The following is a 22,078-nucleotide window of genomic DNA, read 5'->3' on the forward strand; positions in this document are numbered from 1 at the left end:
TTCATACCTGATCCGATATAACGCGACGCCATGCCGCGCCCTGTCACGGTGGATCAGGCGACGCCGACCAGCCGGTAGCCGACGCCCGTCTCGGTGACGATATGCTCGGGCTGCGCCGGATCGCGTTCCAGCTTCTGCCGCAAATGCGCCATGTAGATGCGCAGATAGTGATGGCTTTCCACATGTGACGGCCCCCACACGTCGCGCAGCAACTGCCGGTGCGTGAGCACGCGGCCCGCGTGGCGCACGAGCGTCGCGAGCAGCCGGTATTCGAGCGGCGTCAGATGGACGGGCTCGCCGTCGCGCGACACCTGGCGCAGCGCCAGATCGACGGTCACGCCGCCGAAATGCACCTGCGGCGTCTCGTTGGCACCGCCCTGGTTGCGCCGGCGCAGATGCGCGCGAATCCGCGCGAGCAGTTCGGACACACCGAACGGCTTGGTCAGATAGTCGTCGGCGCCCGCGTCGAGCGCGGCGACCTTCTCGCTCTCCTGCGTGCGCGCCGACAGCACGATCACGGGCAGCTCGCTCCAGCCGCGCAGTTCGCGGATCACGTCGAGGCCATCGGTATCGGGCAGGCCGAGATCGACGATCACGAGATCGGGCTTGCGCGTCGCGGCTTCGATCAGCCCCTGCTTGCCCGTGGGCGCGTCGTACACGACCATGCCCTCGCCTTCCAGCGATGCCCGCACGAAGCGGCGAATCTGTTGTTCGTCTTCGATCAGTACGACAGTGATGCTCAGGTCACTCATGAGTGGGTATTCGGATGCGTGTCGGCTTGTTGTCGATGAGGCGGATCGGTGTCCGGGTCTGCGTGCGCTTCGGTGTCCGGTTCGACCGCTGCGTCGTCGTCGAGGACGTCGGACCCGTCAGGCACGGGCGGCGGCGTTTCGATGGGCAGCGTGAACCAGAAGCGCGCGCCTTCGATGCGGCCATCGGCAGCGACGCGGTTGGCCGCGCCAATTCTACCGCCATGCGCCTCGGCGATCGCGCGGCAGATCGCAAGGCCGAGGCCGATGCCCGGCTTTGCTGATTCCTTTTCGCCGCGCGTGAATTTCTCGAAGATGCGCGCTTCCATGCCGGGCGGCAAGCCCGGTCCCGTGTCGTCGACGGTTACGCGCACGAATTGCTTGCCGTTCTCGTCGATGCGCTGCGCGCCGATTGTCAGCGGCGTGTCGGGCGGCACGTACTTCGCCGCGTTCTCGAACAGGTTCGCGAAGAGGCGTTCGAGTAGCACGGCATCGAGCTGCAGCAACGGCAGATCGGCGGGCAGCGACACCTGCACGGGATGACGCGCGAGCGTGCGCCGGCAGTCGCGCAGCGCCGAGCCGACCGTCTCTTCGAGCAGCGACCATTGCCGGTTCAGCTTCAGACTGCCCGCCTGCAGACGCGCCATGTCGAGCAGATTCGTGACGATGCCCGTCATGCGCAACGCTTCTTCGTGGATCGCGTCGACGAGTTCGCCTTGCGCCTCGTTGCTGGCGTCGCGCGGCTGGCCGGCGAGCATCGAAGAAAAGCCGACGATCGCCGTGAGCGGCGTGCGCAGATCGTGCGAAATCGCCGACAGCAGCGAGTTACGCAGCCGCTCGGACTCCATGTTCACGAGCGCATCGCGCGCGATATCGACGTAATGCACACGCTCCAGCGCGAGCGCGATCTGCGCGGCGAACGCGTCCAGCATGCGCTGCTGCTCGGGCACGTCGAGTTCGTGCTTGTCCTGCATCGAGACGGCCAGCACGCCGCGCGTGCGCATCGGCGCGCGCAGCGGCAAATAGAGCGCCTTCGCGGCGGGCAGCGTGTCGGTGCCCTGGCCCGCGGGCTTCTGCTGGTCGTACACCCACTGGCCGACATCGACGTCGAGCGAGGTCGCGTCGAGCATGATGGTCTCGTCGGGATCGTCGACTTTCTGCTTCACCTGATCCGCGCTGTCGGGCAACAACACCGCGACGCGCGCGCGAAACACCTCGCTCACATGACGGCTGCCGATGCCGACGATCTGCTCCGTCGTCAGCGCCGCCGCCAGTTCGCGCGCCATTGCGTACATGGCGCCTGTGCGCTGTTCGCGCCTGCGCGCGACGCTCGCCTCGTGCCGCAGGCTCGACGTCAGATGGCCGATCACGAGCGACGTCAGCAGCATGCCGAGGAAGGTCAGCAGGTATTGCGTATCCGACACCGACAACGACATGCGCGGCGGCACGAAGAAGAAATCGAACGCGGCGACGGACAGGAACGACAGCATCACGCCGGGCCCGCGTCCCAACTTCACGGCCGTGAAGATCACGCCGAGCAGATACAGCATTACGAGGTTCGCGAGATCGATCCGGTCGATCAGCTGGCTCGCGATCAGCGTCACGCCCGCGCAGATCGCGACTGCCCACGCGTAATTGCGCGGCGGCGAACGGCGATCGCGCGCGGCGATCAGCGCATCTCGCCATGCGCGTCCTTCTTCGTCGGCGCGGCGATCGCGGGTCGTTCCTGCTTCGTCGTTGCTTGCGCGGATCAGCGTGAGATCGAGGTCGCTTGCGCGTTCCGCGAGGCGCTCGCCGAACGGGCGGCGTAACCAGCGCGCGAGGCCGGTGGCCGACGAGCCGCCCGCTATCAGCTTCGACACGTTGCGCACGCGGGCGTAGCCGATCAAGGTCGAGACGGCGTCGGCGCCCGCGAGCGTTCCCGTTTCCGCGCCGAGTTCGGCGGCGAGCTTGAGCGCGTCGAGCGTGCGTTCGCGGCGTGCGTCGGAGAGCCGTTGCAGCTTTGGCGTTTCGACGTAGACGGCGATCCAGTCCGCCTTCAGGCTCGCCGCGAGACGCGCGGCCGCGCGCACCAGCAGCGGCGCCTCGGGGCCGGGCCCGACGCACACGAGGAGCCGTTCGCGCGCCTGCCAGATGCGCTGAATCGAGCGATCGGCGCGGTACTCGCGCATTTGCGCATCGACGCGATCGGCCGTGCGGCGCAGCGCCAGTTCGCGCAACGCGATCAGATTGCCCTTGCGGAAGAAGTTGCGCACGGCGCGCTCGGCCTGTTGCGGCATGTAGACCTTGCCGTCGCGCAGGCGGTCGAGCAGTTCTTCGGCGGGCAGGTCGACGAGCGTCACTTCGTCGGCGCGGTCGAAGACGCGGTCGGGGACCGTTTCCCACACGCGGATGCCGGTGATCTGGCCGACGACGTCGTTGAGGCTTTCGAGGTGCTGGACGTTGACGGTCGTATAGACGTCGATGCCGGCATCGAGCAGTTCGTAGACGTCCTGCCAGCGTTTGGCGTGGCGTGCGCCTTGTACGTTTGAGTGGGCGAGTTCGTCGACGAGGATCAACTGCGGTTTGCGTTCGAGCGCGGCGTCGAGGTCGAATTCGCCTAGCAGGCGGCCGCGGTATTCGATGCGGGCGAGCGGCAGCACGTCGAGGTCTTTGAGCAGCGCGGCTGTTTCGCTGCGGCCGTGGGTTTCCGCTATTCCTACGACTACGTCGATGTTCTCGTCTTTTCGGCGACGTGCTGCTTGCAGCATTGCATAGGTCTTGCCGACGCCGGCTGATGCGCCGAAGAAAATCTTCAGCTTGCCGCGCTGGCGTTTTTCTTCTTCGCGCTGGAGTTTGTCGAGCAGTTCGTCGGGGTCGGGGCGGGACATGGTGTTGGGTTTGGGGGTTTTGCACTTCCGTGCGGGTATGGTGACATGGTTTTTTTGTTTTTTGTCTGCGACGCTGGGTTGGTTTGCTGGTGTTTTTGCTCGTATCCGCGAGGTGGTGTCTGCACTTCACACGTTGCCCGTGTGCGCTTGGCTTTTTTGCTGGCATCCGCGATTTGTTAGCGTGCTCCAAGCGTTGCCCCTGTGCGGGGCGGCACCTACTTTTCTTTGCCGCCGCAAAGAAAAGTAGGCAAAAGAAAGCGGCTAACACCGCCAAATCTTCTTCGTGCCTGAGGGCCCCCAACCGGTCCCTTACTTCACGCGGCAACTTCTCGATTCACGTTCGTTGCCAGCGCTCTTGCGGTGCGCCTCATCCGCTTCACGCACCCGCAACCCAGCATGCCATGCCAGACAGTCCACTGCCGCCCAGGTGGCAAACTATGTGTCGGCCCAGGTGCTACACACGCTCCACTCCGGACCGATAGCGCACGCGTTCCACCATGTAAGTGTGCCAAGCTGTACGCCGCGACAACCTACACACAGTTTGCCACCTGGGCGGCATATACCATTCGCTGCCGCTCGCTCAAGTACGGGTATTCGAAGCGGGTGAGGCGCTCATTTAGAGCGTTGGCAGCGAACGCAAACAACTGCGCTGCCGTGTGAAGCGTGGGAACGTTGAGGGCCCGTGGGCAAACGCCAAGTGTTGGCGGTGTTAGCCGCTTTCTTTTGCCTACTTTTCTTTGCGGCGGCAAAGAAAAGTAGGTGCCGCCCCGCACAGGGGCAACGCTTGAAGCACGAAGGCAAGACGCGGATGCCAGCACAGAGGCAAAACGCGGATGCCAGCGCAAGAGCAACAAAACCAAACCTGATGCCACCGCAAACCCAAGCAAACCAACCCAGCGTCGCAGACAGAAAAAAACCAAAAAAAGCCCGGGGCCAACGCCATCACCAAAAAAACGTCGCCCCGGGAAGGTCACAACTCACCCACGCTGCGCGTCATCCAGCGCAAGATTCAGCTCAAGCACATTAACCCGCGCCTCGCCAAACAGCCCAAACTGCCGCCCATGCGTATAGCGATCAACGAGAGCGGCCACATCATTGGCATTCATCTTCCGCGCAGCAGCAACCCGCTCAACTTGAAAAGCCGCCGCCGCAGGCGAAATCTCCGGATCAAGACCACTACCCGAAGAAGTCACGAGATCAACAGGAACAGCCGTATCAGCAGGCATATGCCCAGCAGCCTTCAGAGCGTCGAGACGACCCTTAACCTCATCGGCGAGAGCCGGATTAATCGGCCCGATATTCGAGCCGCTCGAACCCTGCGCGTTATACGGCATCGGCGCCGTCGCCGACAAACGCCCCCAGAAGTACTGCGGCGCATCGAACTGCTGCCCGATCAGCCGTGAGCCGACTACCTTGCCGTCCTTCTCGAGCATGCTGCCGTTGGCCTGGTCGTGAAAGACGGCCTGGCCGAACGCCGTCATCACGGCAGGATACGCAAGCCCGGTCACAGCCGTCAGCACGGCAAAGATCACCACCATCGGGCGAAAAAGCGATTTCATGATTCAGATTCCTCGTTCAGTTATCGACGATCGCACAGCCATCAGGCCCAGCCACACGCGGTCAGCACCATGTCGATCAGCTTGATGAACGGGAACGGCAGCAGAATCCCGCCCAACCCATAGACCAGCAAATTACGACGCAACAGCGATGCGGCGCCCAGCGGACGATACGTCACGCCCTTCAGCGCGAGCGGGATCAGCGCCACGATGATCAGCGCATTGAAGATCACCGCCGACAAAATTGCCGACGACGGCGAACTCAGATGCATCACATCGAGCACGCGCAACTGCGGATACGTGGTCGCGAACGCGGCCGGAATGATCGCGAAGTACTTGGCGACGTCATTGGCAATCGAGAACGTCGTCAACGAGCCGCGCGTCATCAGCATCTGCTTGCCGATCTCGACGATCTCGATCAGCTTGGTCGGATTCGAATCGAGATCGACCATGTTGCCCGCTTCCTTCGCGGCCTGCGTGCCCGTGTTCATCGCGACCGCGACGTCGGCCTGCGCGAGCGCCGGCGCATCGTTGGTGCCGTCGCCCGTCATCGCGACAAGCCGGCCTTCCGCCTGATGCGCGCGGATCGTCGCGAGCTTCGTTTCCGGCGTGGCTTCGGCGAGGAAATCGTCGACGCCCGCTTCCGCTGCGATGGCCGCCGCCGTCAGACGGTTGTCGCCCGTCACCATCACGGTCTTGATGCCCATCTTGCGCAGTTCGGCAAAGCGCTCCTTGATACCGCCCTTCACCACGTCCTTCAACTCGATCACGCCGAGCACGCGCGCCGGGCCTTCCGTCTTTTCCGCCACCACGAGCGGCGTGCTGCCGCGACGCGCGACTTCCGCGACCGCGTTCGACACATCGGTCGGGAAACGCCCGCCGTTCGCTTCGACGTATTGCTTCACTGCGTCGGCAGCGCCCTTGCGGATTTCACGGCCTGCGAGATCGACGCCACTCATGCGCGTCTGCGCGCTGAACGCGATAAACACGGGATGCAGAACGGCCATGTCGCGCTGACGAATGTTGAAGCGCTGCTTCGCGAGCACGACGATGCTGCGGCCTTCCGGCGTTTCGTCGGAGAGCGACGACAGTTGCGCGGCGTCCGCGAGCGTCTCTTCGGTCACGCTCGACGCCGGAATGAACGTCGATGCCTGGCGGTTACCGAGCGTGATCGTGCCCGTCTTGTCGAGCAACAGCACGTCGACGTCGCCAGCCGCTTCAACGGCGCGGCCCGACGTCGCGATCACGTTCGCCTGCATCATGCGGCTCATGCCTGCCACGCCGATTGCGGACAACAAACCGCCGATCGTCGTCGGAATCAGGCACACGAGCAGCGCGACGAGCGCGGTGATCGTCACGACATGCCCCGCCTTCGCGGCTTCGACGGAGAACATCGAGAACGGCAGCAGCGTCGCGGTGGCGAGCAGCAGCACGATGGTCAACGCGACGAGCAGAATGGTCAGCGCGATTTCGTTCGGCGTCTTCTGACGCTTCGCGCCTTCGACCATCGCGATCATGCGGTCGAGGAACGCTTCACCAGGATTGGCCGTGACGCGCACGACGATCCAGTCCGACAGCACGCGCGTGCCGCCCGTCACCGATGAGAAGTCGCCGCCCGATTCGCGGATCACAGGCGCGGATTCACCCGTGATGGCCGACTCGTCGACGGACGCCACACCTTCGATCACTTCACCGTCGGCGGGAATGACGTCGCCCGTTTCGACCAGCACCACGTCGCCGCGGCGCAGGTCGGAGGCCGTCATGATGCGGATCGGCGACTTCGGATGCGGCTCGTTGAGCTTCTTCGCCATCACATCTTTCTTCGCGCTGCGCAGCGATGCCGCCTGCGCTTTCGAGCGCCCTTCGGCGAGCGCTTCAGCGAAGTTCGCGAACAGCACCGTGAACCACAGCCACAGCGACACCGCGAGAATGAAGCCCGCGGGCGCCTCGGCCTGGCCCAGCAGCGCGGCGATCCAGAGGATCGTCGTCAGGATGCTGCCGACGTACACGCAGAACATCACCGGATTGCGGAACTGCGTGTGCGGCTTGAGTTTCTTGAACGAGTCCACGATCGCCGGGCGCACGAGCGCCGGATCGAACATGGACCGGGTAGCGGAATGGTCAGTCATTTCTTCCTCTAATTGCTTCGCCGATTTCTTGCGCCTGCTTCTTGAGCCTTCTTGCGCTGTTGTGCGGCATATGCAGTCCGTTAGTGGCCCGCGATCATCATCAGATGTTCGACGCCGGGGCCGAGCGCGAGCGCGGGCACATACGTGAGCGCGCCGACCAGCAGCACCGTGCCGAGCAGCAGCACGACGAACAGCGGTCCATGCGTCGGCAGCGTGCCGCCCGTCACCGCGATGCGCTTCTTCGCAGCCAGCGAGCCGGCAATCGCGAGCACCGGAACGATCGTGCCGAAGCGGCCGAACCACATCGCCACCGCCGTCAGCCAGTTGTAGAACGGCGTGCTCACCGTGAGACCCGCGAACGCGCTGCCGTTGTTGTTGGCGGCCGAACTGAACGCGTACAGAATTTCGGAGAAGCCATGCGCGCCCGGATTCATGATGCCGGCCTTGCCCGCGTCGGTCAGCACGGCAATCGACGTCGCGACGAGCACGAGCAGCGGCGTGAGCAGCACGACGATCGACACCATCTTCATCTCGTACGCTTCGATCTTCTTGCCGACGTATTCAGGCGTGCGGCCGATCATCAGCCCCGCAACGAACACCGCAAGCAACGCGAACACCAGCATCCCGTACAGACCCGAACCCACGCCGCCGAAGATCACTTCGCCGAGTTGCATCAACAGCATCGGCACGAGGCCGCCGAGCGGCGTCAGCGAGTCATGCGTGTTGACCACGGCGCCGCACGAAGCCGCCGTCGTCGCAACCGTGAAGATGCCCGACTGCGCGATGCCGAAGCGCGTTTCCTTGCCTTCCATGTTGCCGCCCGGTTGCAGCGCGGTCGCCGACTGATCGACATGCAGCGACGTGAAGAGCGGATTGCCGCCTTGCTCCGCGCCGATCTCGCCCGCGATACACACGGCGAATGCGATCGTCATCACCGCGAGCACGGCCACGCCTTGCCGGCGGTCGCCGATCATGCGGCCAAACACGAGACACAGCGCGGCGGGGATGATCAGGATCGAGAAGATCTGCACGAAGTTCGAGAACGGCGTCGGGTTCTCGTACGGATGCGCGGAGTTGCCGTTGAAGAAGCCGCCGCCGTTCGTGCCGAGCATCTTGATCGCTTCCTGCGTGGCAACGGGGCCCATCGCGATGGTCTGCGTCTTGACAGGCGTATCGACCATCACCGGGTTGCCCTTCGCGTCCTTCACGGGGTTGCCTTGGGCATCCGTTTTCGGCGCCGAGTACGTGGTGGTCTGCAGCGTCGGCACGTCCTCGTACGACTTGAAGTTCTGGATCACGCCCTGGCTCATCAAGAGCGCTGCGACGATCGCCGACATCGGCAGCAGCACATAGAGCGTCACGCGCGTGATGTCGACCCAGAAGTTGCCGATGGTCTTCGCGGTGTGGCGCGCAAAGCCGCGTACCAGCGCGATCACGACGACGATGCCCGTTGCCGCCGACAGGAAGTTCTGCACGGTGAGGCCGAGCATCTGCGTCAGATAGCTCAGGGTCTGCTCGCCCGAATAATCCTGCCAGTTCGTGTTGGTGACGAAGCTGATGGCCGTGTTGAATGCGCCGTCGACGGTCATCGCGCTGAACTGCTGCGGATTGCCCGGCAACAGACCTTGCACGCGCAGCAGCACGTAAAGGAACGCGACGCCAAGCAGGTTGAACGCGAGCGTGGCGATTGCGTAGTGCTTCCAGCTCATTTCCTGCTCAGGGTCGACGCCCGCGAGACGGTACAGCAGACGCTCGATGGGCCCACCCAGCTTGACGACGCGCGACGTGCCGTCCATTACGCGCGTCAGATAGCGCGAAATGGGCACGGCAGCAGCGAGCAGCACGACGATGAAGAGCGCCGGCTGCAAGACATTGTTGAGGTTCATTCAATGTCCTCCGCGCGCAGCAGCGCATAGACGAGATAAGCAAACAGCAGCGCGGTTGCCGCGCCCGATAGCCAGAGGATCCAGTTCACGAGCGCGCTCCCTGACCACGGCCGTAACGCGTCAACTTCTCGCATCCGGCGATCAACCCAAAGGTCAGCGCAGCAAAAAGCGCGATGCCCCCGACGTACAGCACATCCATTTCATGTTCTCCATTAGTTGGACGATGGATGGTCGGAACGTTATGCCCATTGACGTAAAGGGCAGGTCAAAGATGGGTGAGGGAGTGTAAAAAAGGTGTAAACGAAAAAGGCCGCTTCACGTCACGCGTGAAGCGGCCTTCGTAGTTGCGGCGAGGGTTGCTTACGGCACCAGAACCGTCGACCCCGTCGTCCTGCGCGCCTCCAGATCCGCATGCGCCTTACCCACGTCGGCAAGCGCATAGCGCTGATTGATGCTCGTCTTCACCTTGCCCGACGCGATCACGTCGAACAGTTCGGCCGTCATCGCATCGAAGTCGCTGCGCTTGCCCATATACGTAAACAGCGTCGGCCGCGTGAAGAACAGCGAACCGCGCCCGGCGAATTCCGATGAGTCGATCGGCGGCAGCGGGCCCGATGCATTGCCGAAGCTCACGAACATGCCGAGCGGCGCCAGGCAATCGAGCGACGCCGTAAACGTATCCTTGCCGATCGAGTCGTACACGACGGGCACACCGGCGCCATTCGTGATCTCGCGCACGCGCTTTGTGAAGTTCTCGCGCGTGTACACGATGGGATGGTCGCAGCCGTGCGCCTTCGCGATCTCCGCCTTCTCGTCGGAACTGACCGTGCCGATCACCGTCGCGCCCAGCGCCTTCGCCCATTGGCATACGAGCAGCCCGACACCGCCTGCGGCCGCCTGGATCAGGATCGTGTCGCCCTGCTTCACGGGATACGTGCGGCGTAGCAGATATTGCGCGGTCAGCCCTTGCAGCATCACGGAAGCGGCTTGTTCGTAGTCGATCGCATCGGGCAGTTTCACCACCTGCGCCGCGGGCAGCACGCGCTCTTGCGCGTACGCGCCCGGAGGCCGCGCGACGTACGCGACGCGGTCGCCCGCCTTCAGGTCCGTCACGCCGGCGCCGACGGCGGTCACCTCGCCCGCCGCCTCCATTCCGAGGCCGCCTGGCAACGGCAGCGGATACAGCCCGGTGCGGAAATACACGTCGATATAGTTCAGGCCGACTGCGTGCTGTTTGATGCGGATTTCGCCGTTGCCCGGCTCGCCCACTTCGACGTCGACCCACTTCATCACTTCCGGGCCGCCTGTCTTGTCGAATCGAATTGCCTTGGTCATGTCATCTCCAGATTTATTCGTTGCCTGGTTCGTGTTGATTGCGCGGTTGAAAGCGGCCGACGCCGTCAGACCTGATGATTCAGACGCAGCGTCAGCACGTCGAGGATCATCCGCGCCGTCGAGATGTTGGTCGCGCACGGCACGTTGTGGACATCACACGCGCGGACCAGCGCATTGATGTCCGGCTCGTGCGGCTGCGGCGTCATCGGGTCGCGCAGGAAAATCACCATATCGACATTGCCTTCGGCCAGTTGCGCGCCGATCTGCAGGTCGCCGCCGTGCGGGCCGGACAGCATCCGCTCGACTTTCAGGCCATGCGCGTCGGTGATGCGCGAGCCCGTCGTGCCCGTCGCGATCAGATCGCAGCGCGACAGCGTGTCGACGTACTCGCCCGCCAGCCTGACGATGTCGTCCTTCTTATGGTCGTGCGCGATCAGCGCGACGCGTGTTGTCATGTCGTTGCTCCTCATGTGTTGTCGTTATGGTGTTCGCGATGTGCCGCAAAGGGCCGTGCATCAATAGGTGCCGGGATACGAGCCGCCGTCGATCAGCCAGTTTTGCCCGGTGATATAGCCCGCGTGCACGCTGCACAGGAACGCGCAGGCGCGGCCGAATTCGTCGGGCGTGCCGAAGCGGCGCGCGGGAATCGTCGCCATGCGCTGCTTGCGCGCTTCGTCGACGGAGATGTTCTGCGATTTCGCCGATGCCTCGAACGTCACGGCGATGCGGTCCGTGTCGAACAGGCCCGGCAGGAGGTTATTGATGGTCACGCCGTCCGGCGCGACCTTGCGCGCGACGCCCGCGACGAAGCCCGTCAGCCCCGAGCGCGCGCCGTTCGACAGGCCGAGCACATCGATAGGCGCCTTTACCGACGAGCTCGTGATATTCACCACGCGCCCGAAGCCGCGCGAAATCATGCCGTCGATGGTCGCGCGGATCAGTTCGATTGGCGTGAGCATGTTCGCTTCGAGCGCGCGGATCCAGTCGTCGTGCGTGAAGTTGCGGAAGTCGCCCGGCGGCGGGCCGCCCGCATTGTTGACGAGAATGTCCGGCTGCGGGCAGGCGGCGAGCGCCGCGGCGCGGCCTTCGGGGGTGGTGATGTCGCAGGCCACCGCTTTCACGTCGACGCCCGTCTTCGAGCGGATCGCAACCGCCGTGGCTTCGAGCGTTTCCGCCGTGCGCGCGACGATCGTCACGTTCACGCCTTCGGCCGCCAGCGCCTCGGCGCAGCCGCGCCCCAGTCCCTTGCTTGCCGCGCACACCAGCGCGGTCTTTCCTGCGATGCCCAGATCCATGTGTATTTTCCTGTTGTCGTGCGCGCAACGAGCGGGACATGCCTGCGCATTACGCCCGGGGTGGTCGGTCAACTGTCCCCCGATTCTAGAAGAATCGACGCGGCGCTGCCGGACGTCGCTGATATACCTTTCATCAGCATCCGTCTCTTTGCGCCGCCCTTCCGGTAAACTTGCAGCCATGGCGCAGCCGCGCGCCGCCGCCCGTCGCGGGGCACGCGCGCCGCGCCAACCCATCGTCAGCCAGCTCAACTTCGCCGCGAGGCGCCCCGTCATGACTCAGGACAGCCGTTTTCCCAATCTTTTCATCCTCGATCACCCGCTGATCCAGCACAAGCTGTCGCACATGCGCGACCGCGACACGTCCACGCGGACGTTCCGCGAGTTGCTGCGCGAGATCACGCTGCTGATGGGCTATGAAATCACCCGCAACCTGCCGATGACGACTCGTCGCGTGAGCACGCCGCTAGTCGATATCGACGCGCCTGTGATCGCTGGCAAGAAGCTTGCGATTGTGCCCGTGCTGCGCGCGGGTGTTGGCATGTCGGACGGGCTGCTGGAGCTGATTCCGTCGGCGCGGGTCGGGCATATTGGGGTGTATCGCGATGATGATCATCGGCCGGTCGAGTATCTGGTGCGATTGCCTGATCTCGAGGATCGCAATTTTATTCTTTGTGATCCGATGGTCGCGACGGGGTATTCGGCCGTGCATGCTATCGACGTGCTGAAGCGGCGCGGTGTCGCGGGCGAGAATATCTCGTTCCTCGCGCTCGTGGCCGCGCCTGAAGGCGTGCAGGTGTTTCAGGATGCGCATCCGGATGTGAAGCTGTACGTTGCTTCGCTCGATTTGCATCTGAATGAGCATGCTTACATTATTCCTGGGCTTGGGGATGCTGGGGATCGGTTGTTCGGGACGAAGAACTAGCTTTTTTTTGCCCTTCGGGCCGTTCGTGGGTTTGGGGTGGCATCCGCGTTTGTGACTTCGCGGCGCGGCCGGTTTGGTTTTTTCGGGGTTTTCGCTGGCATCCGCGGTTTGCCTTCGTGCTTCAAGCGTCGCCCCTGTGCGGGGCGGCACCTACTTTTCTTTGCCGCCGCAAAGAAAAGTAGGCAAAAGAAAGCGGCTAACACCGCCAACATTTCTTCTTGCCTGAGGGCCCCCGAAGGGTCTTACGCTTCACACGGCAATCACGTGACTCATGTTTGCTGCCAGCGCTCTTGCACTGCGCCTCACCCGCTTCGCGCGCCCGCGTCGCCACACGCCGTGCCAGATAGTCCACCGCCGCCCAGGTGGCAAACTGTGTGTAGGCCGTAGCACCTCACACGCCTCACTTCGGACCGATTGCGCACGCGTTCCACCCTGTAAGAGCGCCAAGCTATACGACGCCACAACCTACACACAGTTTGCCACCTGGGCGGCACATACCGTTCGCTGCCGTTAGCCCATGTACGGGTGTTTGAAGCGGGTGAGACGCACATTCAAAGCGTTGGCAACGCACGCGAACAGAAAGGCTGCCGTGTGAAGCGTAAGACCCTGTAGGGGCCCTCAGGCAAGAACTAGCACTGGCGGTGTGAGCCGCTTTCTTTTGCCTACTTTTCTTTGCGGCGGCAAAGAAAAGTAGGTGCCGCCCCGCACAGGGGCGACGCCTGAAACACGAAGGCATAGCGCGGATGCCAGCGAAAAGCACAAGCAAACCGAACCACCCGCGCCGCGAACGCTCACCCCCGGATGCCAGCAAAAGCCCAAGCAAACCACCCCAGCGTCGCAGACAAAACCAAAAACCCAAAACCAAACCCAAACCCCATGGCCCCTGCGGCCACCCCCGCCCATGATAAAATCTCGGTCTGCCCACCGAACGGGCGGCACACCCACCACCGGCATTGCGATGGCCGATTCCGTCGATCTTTCGACGCTGGCACAGCGTCATCCCCGACACGCCGCCGCTCAGGCGCGGAAGCCACAGCATTCCAGGGTGCGACCAGACTGACATCGGGGCGCGAGCGCACATCCGCCACGCCCGACAAACGCAACGACAATTGCACAATGCGTGCGCCCCGCTGGCGCGCGCGACGGAGAAAGGTATGGCGGGTCATTCGAAATGGGCCAACATCAAGCATAAGAAAGCAGCAGCCGATGCCAAGAAGGGCAAGGTCTGGACGCGGCTCATCAAGGAAATCCAGGTCGCGGCCCGCATGGGCGGCGGCGATATCGACTCGAACCCGCGCCTGCGGCTCGCCGTCGACAAGGCGTACGACGCCAACATGCCGAAGGACAACGTCAACCGCGCGATCCAGCGTGGTGTCGGCGGCGTCGATGGCGCGAGCTATGAAGAAATCCGCTACGAAGGCTACGGCATCGGCGGCGCAGCCATTATCGTCGACACGATGACGGACAACCGCACCCGCACCGTCGCGGAAGTGCGCCACGCGTTCTCGAAGTTCGGCGGCAACATGGGCACGGACGGCTCGGTGTCGTTCATGTTCGATCACGTCGGCCAGTTCCTGTTCGCGCCCGGCACGCCGGAAGACAAGCTGATGGAAGCCGCCCTCGAAGCGGGCGCCGACGACGTCGTCACGAACGATGACGGCAGCATCGAAGTGGTCTGCCCGCCGAACGACTTCCCGAAGGTCAAGTCCGCGCTCGAAGCAGCCGGCTTCAAGGCCGAAGTCGCGGAAGTGACAATGAAGCCGCAAACGGAAGTCGAATTCACCGGTGACGATGCCGTCAAGATGCAAAAGCTGCTCGACGCGCTGGAAAATCTGGACGACGTGCAAGAGGTCTACACGAACGCGGCCATCGCCGACGAGTGAGGCGGCAAGTGAGCGCGCCGCCCCGATCAGGGTTCCCGTCCCGGTTCCCTTCAATGACGGGGCAGTCGCTGCGCTCCTTCCTGCGCTCGTCGCGCGAGCGTTCGTGCATTAACACGGGCGCGTCGTTCGCTGCGTATTTCTCTGCTTTTACCGCCACATGGCCCGGCTTTGTGGCCTGTCTCACAGGCAACGCGTTCGCGTTGTGCGAAGGTAGATATCCACGGCTCGCGCCGCTGCGCGGGCCGTTCACGGTTTTTAGCATTCGGGGAATCACATGAAGTTACTCGTCGTCGGTTCCGGCGGTCGCGAGCATGCGCTCGCATGGAAGCTCGCGCAGTCGCCACGCGTGCAGCTCGTCTATGTCGCGCCTGGCAACGGCGGCACCGCGCAGGACGACCGTCTGCTCAACATCGGCATCACCGATCCGAACGCGCTCGCCGACTTCGTCGAGAAAGAGCAGATCGCGTTCACGCTGGTCGGCCCGGAGCAGCCGCTCGCGGCGGGGATCGTCAACATCTTCCGCGCGCGCGGTCTGAAAATCTTCGGCCCGACGAAGGAAGCGGCGCAGCTCGAAAGCTCGAAGGACTTCGCGAAGGCGTTCATGAAGCGCCACGCGATCCCGACAGCGGAATATGAGACCTTCTCGGACGTGGCTGCCGCGCATGCCTACATCGACGCCAAGGGCGCGCCCATCGTCATCAAGGCCGACGGCCTCGCGGCCGGCAAGGGCGTGGTCGTCGCGCAGACGCTCGACGAGGCGCACCACGCCGTCGACATGATGCTGTCGGACAACAAGCTCGGCGATGCAGGCGCACGTGTCGTGATCGAAGAGTTCCTCGCTGGCGAGGAAGCGAGCTTCATCGTGATGGTGGACGGCATTAACGTGCTGGCGCTGGCGTCGAGCCAGGACCACAAACGCCTGCTGGACGGCGATCAGGGCCCGAACACGGGCGGCATGGGTGCCTATTCGCCCGCGCCCATCGTCACGCCGCAGCTGCATGCCCGCGTGATGCGCGAAATCATCCTGCCGACCGTGCGCGGCATGGAGAAGGAAGGCATCCGTTTCACCGGCTTCCTGTACGCAGGCCTGATGATCGACGCACAAGGCAACCCGAAAACGCTCGAATTCAACTGCCGGATGGGCGACCCGGAAACGCAGCCGATCATGGCGCGCCTGAAGGGCGACTTCTCGAAGGTCGTCGAGCAGGCGATCGCGGGCACGCTGGATACGGTGGAACTGGAATGGGACCGCCGCACGGCGCTGGGCGTCGTGCTGGCCGCGCACAACTATCCGGAAGCGCCGCGCAAGGGCGACTTCATCAGCGGCATTCCCGTCGAGACGGCGGACGCGGTGACGTTCCATGCGGGCACGGCGCTGGCGGACGGCAAGCTGACGACGACGGGCGGCCGTGTGCTGTGCGTCGTCGGACTGGCCGACTCGGTGCGCAGCGCCCAGTCGGTCGCGTATGAGGCGATCAACCATATTTCGTTCGACGGCATGCAGTATCGCCGCGACATCGGTTATCGCGCGGCCAACCGCAAGCACGGCCAGGGCTGACGCTTTCCGCGCGAAAGCGCTTTCCGGCGCGGCGTTCGGGCACTCGTCCCGAACACATGACATGGCCCTCCAGGGCCAGTTGACCACGCCGGCGCTACACTTGGGTATGCCGGCAGAGGTTCGCGGCTGCAGGCAGCGAAGCGCGCCCGGCCGCTGGCGGGCGGCGGCAACCGTCAGGACGCAAGCCGCCAACGTCCCCGCTGCGATCGCATCGCGCCCAACCTGTCCCATTAAGACCCGACCGCGCCAGCGTTCCGAACCTGCCGCGCCCCACACACCATGACTGATTCGATTCACGACGCCCACGATACCCAGACCGTCCGCAGCTGGATGCAAGGCCTGCAGGCGCGGATCGCCGACGCGCTTGGCGCATTCGACGGCACCCCGCTCGCCACCGACAGCTGGCAGCGTGCGCCCGGCGAAAAGCTGCGCGGCGGCGGCTGCACGCGCATTCTGGAAGACGGCCAGTTCTTCGAGCGCGCGGGCATCGGCTTCTCGGATGTACAAGGCGACGCGCTGCCCGGCTCGGCCAGCGCGCTGCGCCCGCAACTGGCGGGGCGCGGATTCGAGGCGATGGGCGTGTCGCTGGTGCTGCACCCGCGCAACCCGTACTGCCCGACCGTCCACATGAACGTGCGGCTGCTCGTCGCGACGAAGGCAGGCGAAGCGCCCGTGTTCTGGTTCGGCGGCGGCATGGATCTGACGCCCTACTACGGCTTTGAAGAGGACGCGCAGCATTTTCACCGCGTCTGCCGCGACGCGCTGCAACCCTACGGCGACGATCTGTACCCGCGCTTCAAGCGCTGGTGCGACGACTATTTTTTCCTGAAGCACCGCAACGAGCCACGCGGCATCGGCGGGATTTTCTTCGACGACTACGCGGAGCCCGGCTTCGAGCAGTCGTTCGCGATGGTCAAGAGCGTCGGCGATGCGTTTCTGGACGCCTATCTGCCCATCATCGAAAAACGCCGCGACATGCCGTACGGCGACGCCCAGCGCGACTTCCAGGCCTACCGGCGCGGCCGGTACGTCGAGTTCAACCTCGTCTTCGACCGTGGCACACTGTTCGGGCTGCAAAGCGGCGGCCGCACGGAATCGATCCTGATGTCGATGCCGCCTGTCGTAAACTGGCGCTACAACTGGCAGCCCGAGCCGGGCACGCCGGAAGCGCGCCTGACCAGCGACTTTCTCGTGCCGCGCGAGTGGGTCTGACGCGCCCCGTCGCGCGCCACCCGCTTCTACTGAAAGGCAAAGGAACCGCAACTGAATCCGACCGCTCAATCCGTCGCACCTCAACGGGCATTGCGCCGACGCATCGGCATACTCGGCGGCACGTTCGACCCGATCCACGACGGCCACCTCGCGCTCGCGCGACGTTTCGCCGATGCGCTCGATCTGACCGAACTCGTGCTGATGCCGGCGGGCCAGCCGTGGCAGAAGGCGGACGTATCGGCGGCCGAAGACCGGCTCGCGATGACGCGTGCGGCCGCCGCGTCGTTGACCCTGCCGGGCGTGACCGTCAGCGTCGCCACGGATGAAATCGAGCACGATGGCCCTACTTATACGGTCGAAACGCTGCGGCGCTGGCGCGAGCGCGAAGGCGCGGACGCGTCGATCTCGCTTCTGATCGGCGCCGACCAGCTCGTGCGGCTCGACACGTGGCGCGACTGGCAGCGCCTGTTCGACTATGCGCATATCGCCGCCGCGACACGCCCGGGCTTCGACGTAACGGCCGTGCCGGCCCCCGTCGCGGCAGCGATCGCGCAGCGCTCAGCGAAAGCCGGCACGCTGCAGGCGACACCCGCCGGGCATTTGCTGATCGACACGTCGCTTGCGTTCGACGTGTCGGCCACCGACATCCGCGCGCACCTGCGCGCGTGGTTCGAAAACGATGCGGACGCCTCTGCAAGCGGCGCTGCCGCCCACGGCCAGTCCGCACCAAAACATGTCCCCACTGCTGTGTGGGACTATATTGTTCAACATCACCTGTACCAACATCGGTAACCATGGATATACGCAAGCTGCAACGCGCGATCGTCGACGCACTCGAAGACGTGAAAGCGCAAGACATCAAGGTGTTCAACACCAGCCACCTCACTGAACTGTTCGACCGCGTGATCGTCGCGAGCGGCACGTCGAACCGCCAGACCAAGGCGCTCGCGTCCAGCGTGCGCGAAAAGGTCAAGGAAGCGGGCGGCGACATCATCAGCACCGAGGGCGAAGACATCGGCGAATGGGTGCTGGTCGACTGCGGCGACGCCGTCGTGCACATCCTTCAGCCGGCCCTGCGCCAGTACTACAACCTCGAAGAGATCTGGGGCGACAAGCCGGTGCGCGTGAAGCTGTCGACGCCGAACCCGTTCGGCGGCGCCCGTCCGTCCGAGCCCCTCGACGACGAGGACGAAGACGAAGAAGCACCCGTCGCGCGTCCCGCACGCAAGGCACCTGCCCGCCGCCGCTCGTGAGCGTGCCGCTGTCCACGACAGGGTTTGCGCCTGCCGCTACGGGCGGCGCTGACCGGGCGCGAGGCTGACGATGAAACTGCATATCGTCGCGGTTGGCCACAAGATGCCGGACTGGATCGCCACGGGCTTCGACGAGTACGCGAAGCGCATGCCGCCCGAGCTGCGCATCGAACTGCGCGAGCTCAAGCCCGAGCAGCGTTCGTCGGGCCGCTCCGCCGAAAGCGTGATGGCCGCCGAGCGCCAGAAAATCGAAGCCGCGTTGCCGAAGAACGCGCGCATCGTCGCGCTCGATGAACGCGGCAAGGACTGGACCACGATGCAACTCGCCAACGCCCTGCCCTCGTGGCAACAGGACGGGCGCGACGTTGCGTTTCTGATCGGCGGTGCGGACGGGCTCGACCCCGAACTGAAGGCGCGCGCAGACATGCTGCTGCGCCTGTCGAGCCTCACGCTGCCGCACGCGATGGTCCGCGTGCTGCTTGCCGAGCAACTGTATCGCGCGTGGACCATCACGCAGAATCATCCGTATCATCGGGCCTGAACTCCGGGTCTGAACACGCCTTCATCTTCCGGCCGTCTCTCACCGTGCACAACCTGGCCGAATGGCCAGGTTGTGCCGTCGACACCATCTGTTACGCTCAACGCTTTCGTCGGCTTGCGCCTTTGCCGAGCTGCGTCTCCCGTTTTTTTGAAGCCGATCCATGTCCAATCAGTCCGCTGTCTTTCCGTTCGTCTATCTCGCGTCGCAAAGCCCGCGCCGTCAGGAGTTGCTCACGCAACTGGGCGTGCGCTTCGAGCTGCTGCTGCCGCGCCCCGATGAAGACGCGGAAGCGCTCGAAGCCGAGTTGCCCGGCGAGCGAGCGCACGGCTACGTGATGCGTGTGTGCATCGCGAAGGCGCGTGCGGCGCGCGCGCGGCTCGTAGCGGGCGGCCACGCGAACGCGCCCATTCTGGTTGCCGACACAACCGTCACGATCGACGATGCGATTCTCGGCAAGCCGATCGATGCCGACGACGCTGTCACCATGCTCACGCGGCTCGCGGGCCGCGATCATGAAGTGCTGACGTCCGTGGCTGTCGTCGATGCACAGGGCGAATTGCTCGCGCCCGCGCTATCGGTATCGCGAGTGCGCTTTGCTGCAGTGCAAAGCGATGCGCTGCGCCGCTACGCAGCAAGCGGCGAGCCGCTCGGCAAGGCGGGCGCGTATGGGGTTCAAGGCCGCGCGGCGGAGTTTATCGAGCATATCGACGGGTCCTATTCAGGTATCATGGGTTTGCCATTGTTTGAAACCGCTGCCCTTCTACGTGCGGCGCGCATCGACTTCTAAAACAACACCATGAACGAAGAAATCCTGATTAACGTTACGCCACAGGAGACGCGCGTAGCGTTGGTCCAGCAGGGCGCAGTGCAGGAGCTTCACGTCGAGCGCACGCTGTCACGCGGGCGCGTCGGCAATGTCTATCTCGGCAAGGTGGTGCGCGTGCTGCCCGGCATGCAGTCCGCGTTTATCGATATCGGTCTGGAGCGCGCTGCGTTTCTGCACGTCGCCGATATCTGGCATCCGCGGCTCGCGGGCGAACCGCAGCAGCAGGTGCCGCATCAACCCATCGAGAAGATCGTCTTCGAAGGGCAATCGCTGATGGTCCAGGTCGTCAAGGACCCGATCGGCACGAAAGGCGCGCGGCTATCCACACAGGTGAGCATCGCCGGGCGCACGCTCGTCTATCTGCCGCAGGAACCGCATATCGGCATTTCGCAAAAGATCGAAAGCGAAGCCGAGCGCGAGGCCGTGCGTGCGCGGCTGACATCGGTGTTGCCCGTCGACGAGAAAGGCGGCTACATCGTGCGCACCATCGCCGAAGACGCGACGAGCGAAGAACTGGCCGGTGACGTCGCGTATCTGCGCAAGACATGGGCGACCATACTTTCGCAGGGGCAGCGCATGCCGCCCACGAGCCTGCTCTATCAGGACTTGAATCTCGCGCAGCGCGTGCTGCGCGACTTCGTCAATGACGAGACCACGCGCATTCAGGTTGATTCGCGCGAGACGTATCAGATGCTCGCGGAATTCGCGGCCGAGTTCACGCCCGCTGTGTCGTCGAAGCTGCATCACTACACGGGTGAGCGTCCCCTCTTCGATCTGTACAACATCGAGACGGAAATCCAGCGCGCGCTGTCAAGGCGTGTCGATCTGAAGTCGGGCGGCTATCTGGTGATCGACCAGACGGAGGCGATGACGACCATCGATGTGAACACGGGCGGCTACGTCGGCGCGCGCAATTTCGACGACACGATCTTCAAGACCAATCTCGAAGCGGCGCATACGATCGCGCGTCAGTTGCGGCTGCGCAATCTCGGCGGCGTGATCATCATCGACTTCATCGATATGGAGAACGTCGAGCATCGCGATCAGGTGCTCAACGAACTGAAGAAGGCACTGTCGCGCGACCGCACGCGCGTGACGGTCAACGGGTTCTCGCAGCTCGGGCTGGTCGAGATGACGAGAAAGCGCACGCGTGAGTCGCTTGCGCATGTGTTGTGCGAGCCGTGCCCTATTTGCCAGGGCAAGGGGCAGGTGAAGACGGCGCGTACCGTGTGCTATGACGTGCTGCGGGAAATTCTGCGTGAGTCGCGCCAGTTCAATCCGCGTGAGTTTCGCGTGGTCGCATCGCAGCAGGTGATCGATCTGTTTCTCGAAGAAGAATCGCAACATCTGGCCATGCTGATGGATTTCATCGGCAAGCCGGTTTCGTTGCAGGTCGAGTCGAATCTGAGTCAGGAGCAGTACGATATTGTGCTGATGTAATTCGCCACCCTCTCCCGCACACCTCTGATGGCACGCCGTTTGCTGTTAGAGCACCACACCGCACGCGGGAGGCGACATCCGCTCCGAACAATACGAATACAACGACGATCAGACAGCTCTACCTAACCCTTGCTACGACGGGCTTTACCGCCCGGCGTCTCACGAGAAAAGCGCGTTACCGAAGCGATCTGCGGCGGGCCTGCTGACCTTCAGCATCGCATGGCTTTTCGGCCTCGAAGCGCTGCTTTCCGACGACGAAAACTGACTCACCAATGCAACCCGCATCGCGAGGCCATACGAAATTTCAATGACTTCCGTGTAGAGGTTACAGAGATTGATCGGCCACGGCGTCCCGAAGGTGTACGGCGCATGACGAAACCGCCGCCCGCCCTGTTCCGGCAAATCAACTAGACTTTCGATATGCAGTTGCAATAGACGGAGGCAGCCATGGCTGAATCAATGGTTGGCATCGTGGTCGGCATCGTCGTGCTGGCGGTCATCGCGACGCTGCTGTCGCATCAATTGCGGCGCGAGCACCACGCGCATCACATCCGCGACGGAATGTCGGGCCGTTACGACGGGCATCGCTGGTGGGAACGCCTGCGCCACCGGCACTGAATCTC

General features: G+C 63.9%; 21 protein-coding genes. 10 read left to right on the plus strand and 11 right to left on the minus strand.

From position 1 onward, the window contains the following. Positions 1–53 precede the first annotated feature (53 nt). From kdpE to C2L64_RS11670, 10 genes are all read right to left on the minus strand, one after another. Positions 54–752: a two-component system response regulator KdpE gene (gene kdpE / locus C2L64_RS11625; RefSeq protein WP_007583470.1), complete on the minus strand. Its 699-nt coding sequence runs from the start codon at positions 750–752 to the stop codon at positions 54–56. Next, positions 749–3,619, minus strand: a complete 2,871-nt coding sequence (locus C2L64_RS11630; protein WP_007583469.1) for a DUF4118 domain-containing protein — start codon at positions 3,617–3,619, stop codon at positions 749–751. The genes kdpE and C2L64_RS11630 overlap by 4 nt, the downstream gene beginning before the upstream one ends. Before the next feature lie 977 nt (positions 3,620–4,596). Then, positions 4,597–5,178, minus strand: coding sequence for a potassium-transporting ATPase subunit KdpC (kdpC, locus tag C2L64_RS11635; RefSeq protein ID WP_007583467.1), 582 nt, complete (start codon positions 5,176–5,178; stop codon positions 4,597–4,599). Positions 5,179–5,219: 41 nt separating this feature from the next. Then, positions 5,220–7,304, minus strand: coding sequence for a potassium-transporting ATPase subunit KdpB (kdpB, locus tag C2L64_RS11640; protein ID WP_007583465.1), 2,085 nt, complete (start codon positions 7,302–7,304; stop codon positions 5,220–5,222). Positions 7,305–7,384: 80 nt separating this feature from the next. Further along, on the minus strand, positions 7,385–9,190 hold the full coding sequence (gene kdpA / locus C2L64_RS11645) for a potassium-transporting ATPase subunit KdpA (protein WP_007583463.1): 1,806 nt from the start codon (positions 9,188–9,190) through the stop codon (positions 7,385–7,387). Next, positions 9,187–9,279, minus strand: coding sequence for a K(+)-transporting ATPase subunit F (kdpF, locus tag C2L64_RS11650; protein WP_007583461.1), 93 nt, complete (start codon positions 9,277–9,279; stop codon positions 9,187–9,189). The genes kdpA and kdpF overlap by 4 nt, the downstream gene beginning before the upstream one ends. After that, positions 9,276–9,389: a hypothetical protein gene (locus C2L64_RS11655; RefSeq protein WP_007583456.1), complete on the minus strand. Its 114-nt coding sequence runs from the start codon at positions 9,387–9,389 to the stop codon at positions 9,276–9,278. Before C2L64_RS11655 ends, kdpF begins: the two co-directional genes overlap by 4 nt. Positions 9,390–9,550: 161 nt before the next feature. After that, entirely contained in the window at positions 9,551–10,525 is a 975-nt protein-coding gene (locus C2L64_RS11660) for a quinone oxidoreductase family protein (protein WP_007583454.1), read from the minus strand. A 65-nt stretch (positions 10,526–10,590) separates the two neighbouring features. Next, entirely contained in the window at positions 10,591–10,980 is a 390-nt protein-coding gene (locus tag C2L64_RS11665; protein WP_007583451.1) for a methylglyoxal synthase, read from the minus strand. Positions 10,981–11,040: 60 nt separating this feature from the next. After that, positions 11,041–11,820 carry an SDR family oxidoreductase gene (locus C2L64_RS11670; protein WP_086909206.1) on the minus strand — a complete coding sequence of 260 codons (780 nt, stop codon included), beginning with the start codon at positions 11,818–11,820 and terminating at the stop codon, positions 11,041–11,043. Between the two features lie 271 nt (positions 11,821–12,091). Between C2L64_RS11670 and upp the strand changes: the two genes are divergently transcribed. The 9 genes from upp (at position 12,092) to rng (ending at position 21,455) form a co-directional block, all read left to right on the plus strand. Further along, positions 12,092–12,742, plus strand: a complete 651-nt coding sequence (gene upp, locus C2L64_RS11675; RefSeq protein WP_007583446.1) for a uracil phosphoribosyltransferase — start codon at positions 12,092–12,094, stop codon at positions 12,740–12,742. A gap of 1,154 nt (positions 12,743–13,896) precedes the next feature. After that, positions 13,897–14,625: a YebC/PmpR family DNA-binding transcriptional regulator gene (locus C2L64_RS11680; protein ID WP_007583444.1), complete on the plus strand. Its 729-nt coding sequence runs from the start codon at positions 13,897–13,899 to the stop codon at positions 14,623–14,625. Between the two features lie 274 nt (positions 14,626–14,899). Continuing rightward, the gene (gene purD, locus C2L64_RS11690) at positions 14,900–16,183 is read left to right on the plus strand and encodes a phosphoribosylamine--glycine ligase (RefSeq protein ID WP_007583440.1); all 1,284 of its coding nucleotides are present in this window, start codon (positions 14,900–14,902) and stop codon (positions 16,181–16,183) included. Positions 16,184–16,462: 279 nt separating this feature from the next. Further along, entirely contained in the window at positions 16,463–17,395 is a 933-nt protein-coding gene (gene hemF / locus C2L64_RS11695; RefSeq protein ID WP_007583438.1) for an oxygen-dependent coproporphyrinogen oxidase, read from the plus strand. A gap of 51 nt (positions 17,396–17,446) precedes the next feature. Continuing rightward, complete coding sequence (locus tag C2L64_RS11700; protein WP_081498840.1) at positions 17,447–18,187, plus strand: nicotinate-nucleotide adenylyltransferase; 741 nt, start codon at positions 17,447–17,449, stop codon at positions 18,185–18,187. A 2-nt stretch (positions 18,188–18,189) separates the two neighbouring features. After that, positions 18,190–18,648: a ribosome silencing factor gene (gene rsfS, locus C2L64_RS11705; RefSeq protein WP_007583434.1), complete on the plus strand. Its 459-nt coding sequence runs from the start codon at positions 18,190–18,192 to the stop codon at positions 18,646–18,648. Between the two features lie 70 nt (positions 18,649–18,718). Then, positions 18,719–19,189, plus strand: a complete 471-nt coding sequence (rlmH, locus tag C2L64_RS11710) for a 23S rRNA (pseudouridine(1915)-N(3))-methyltransferase RlmH (protein ID WP_007583432.1) — start codon at positions 18,719–18,721, stop codon at positions 19,187–19,189. A 160-nt stretch (positions 19,190–19,349) separates the two neighbouring features. Next, positions 19,350–19,976 carry a Maf family protein gene (locus C2L64_RS11715; protein ID WP_007583430.1) on the plus strand — a complete coding sequence of 209 codons (627 nt, stop codon included), beginning with the start codon at positions 19,350–19,352 and terminating at the stop codon, positions 19,974–19,976. A 9-nt stretch (positions 19,977–19,985) separates the two neighbouring features. Further along, positions 19,986–21,455 carry a ribonuclease G gene (gene rng, locus C2L64_RS11720; protein WP_007583428.1) on the plus strand — a complete coding sequence of 490 codons (1,470 nt, stop codon included), beginning with the start codon at positions 19,986–19,988 and terminating at the stop codon, positions 21,453–21,455. A 159-nt stretch (positions 21,456–21,614) separates the two neighbouring features. Here rng and C2L64_RS53190 read toward each other — a convergent pair whose 3' ends face one another. Continuing rightward, the gene (locus tag C2L64_RS53190) at positions 21,615–21,887 is read right to left on the minus strand and encodes a hypothetical protein (protein ID WP_158660505.1); all 273 of its coding nucleotides are present in this window, start codon (positions 21,885–21,887) and stop codon (positions 21,615–21,617) included. Positions 21,888–21,902: 15 nt separating this feature from the next. Between C2L64_RS53190 and C2L64_RS54100 the strand changes: the two genes are divergently transcribed. Continuing rightward, positions 21,903–22,073, plus strand: coding sequence for a hypothetical protein (locus tag C2L64_RS54100; RefSeq protein WP_165489495.1), 171 nt, complete (start codon positions 21,903–21,905; stop codon positions 22,071–22,073). Positions 22,074–22,078: the final 5 nt, after the last annotated feature.

It is taken from the genome of Paraburkholderia hospita (genome assembly GCF_002902965.1).
Taxonomy (GTDB): Bacteria; Pseudomonadota; Gammaproteobacteria; order Burkholderiales; family Burkholderiaceae; genus Paraburkholderia; species Paraburkholderia hospita.